Here is a 1,135-nt window from a genome sequence, read left to right on the forward strand (position 1 = left end):
GGCCGCCACGGCCACGACGGAAGAGAACACCGCGCTGACCGGCCAGGTGCCGACAGCGACCGATGTCGACGGCACCATTGCCAGCTACGCGCTCGACACTGGCGTGGGTCAGGGCAACGGCAGTCTCAGCTTCAACGCCGACGGCAGCTACAGCTTCACGCCGGGTATCGACTTCGACAGTCTGGCTGCGGGCGAGAGCCGTGAGGTCACCTTCAGCTATACCGCCACGGACAACGATGGCGGCGTGAGTGAACCCAAGACGTTGACGATCACCGTCACCGGCACCAACGATGTGCCGATCGCTCAGGCCGCCACGGCCACGACAGAAGAGAACGCCGTTCTCAGTGGGCAAGTGCCGGCAGCGACCGATATTGACGGTACGATCGCCGGTTACGACCTGGCGACGGATATCGGCACTGGCAACGGCAGCCTGACGTTTAACGCCGACGGCAGCTACAGCTTCGCCCCGGGCGCCGACTTCGACAGTCTGGCTGCGGGCGAGAGCCGTGAGGTGACCTTCAGCTACACCGCTACCGATAACGACGGTGGCGTGAGTGAGCCCAAGACGGTGACGATCACCGTGACCGGCACCAACGATGCGCCGGTGGCCGTCGCCGATACCCAAACCACCAGTGAGAACAGCGTTCTCAGTGGGCAAGTGCCGGCAGCGACCGAAGTCGATGGAACGATCGCCGGTTACGACCTGGCGACGGATGTCGGCGCTGGCAACGGCAGCCTGGCGTTCAACGCCGACGGCAGTTACAGCTTCACCCCGGGCGCCAACTTCGACAGTCTGGCTGCGGGCGAGAGCCGCGACGTGACCTTCAGCTATACCGCTACCGATAATGCCGGTGGCGTCAGCGAGCCCAAGACCGTCACTATTACCGTCACCGGCACCAACGATGCGCCGGTGGCCGTGGCCGATACCCAGGCTACCGGCGAGAACACCGTTCTCAGTGGTCAAGTGCCGGCAGCGACCGATGTTGACGGTACGATCGTGGGTTACGACCTGTCGACGGATGTCGGTGCCGGCAACGGCAGCCTGACGTTCAACGCCGACGGCTCCTACAGCTTCACGCCCGGCACCGACTTCGACAGTCTGGCTGCCGGTGAGAGCCGTGACGTGACCTTCAGC

The 1,135-nt window shown here is 64.5% G+C and carries 1 protein-coding gene; it reads left to right on the forward strand.

The window, feature by feature from the left end:
- A partial coding sequence (locus BTW08_RS18220; protein WP_139313718.1) for an Ig-like domain-containing protein occupies positions 1 to 1,135 on the forward strand: 1,135 nt, incomplete at both ends.

Source organism: Salinicola sp. MH3R3-1, from assembly GCF_001937155.1.
GTDB lineage: Bacteria > Pseudomonadota > Gammaproteobacteria > Pseudomonadales > Halomonadaceae > Salinicola > Salinicola halophyticus.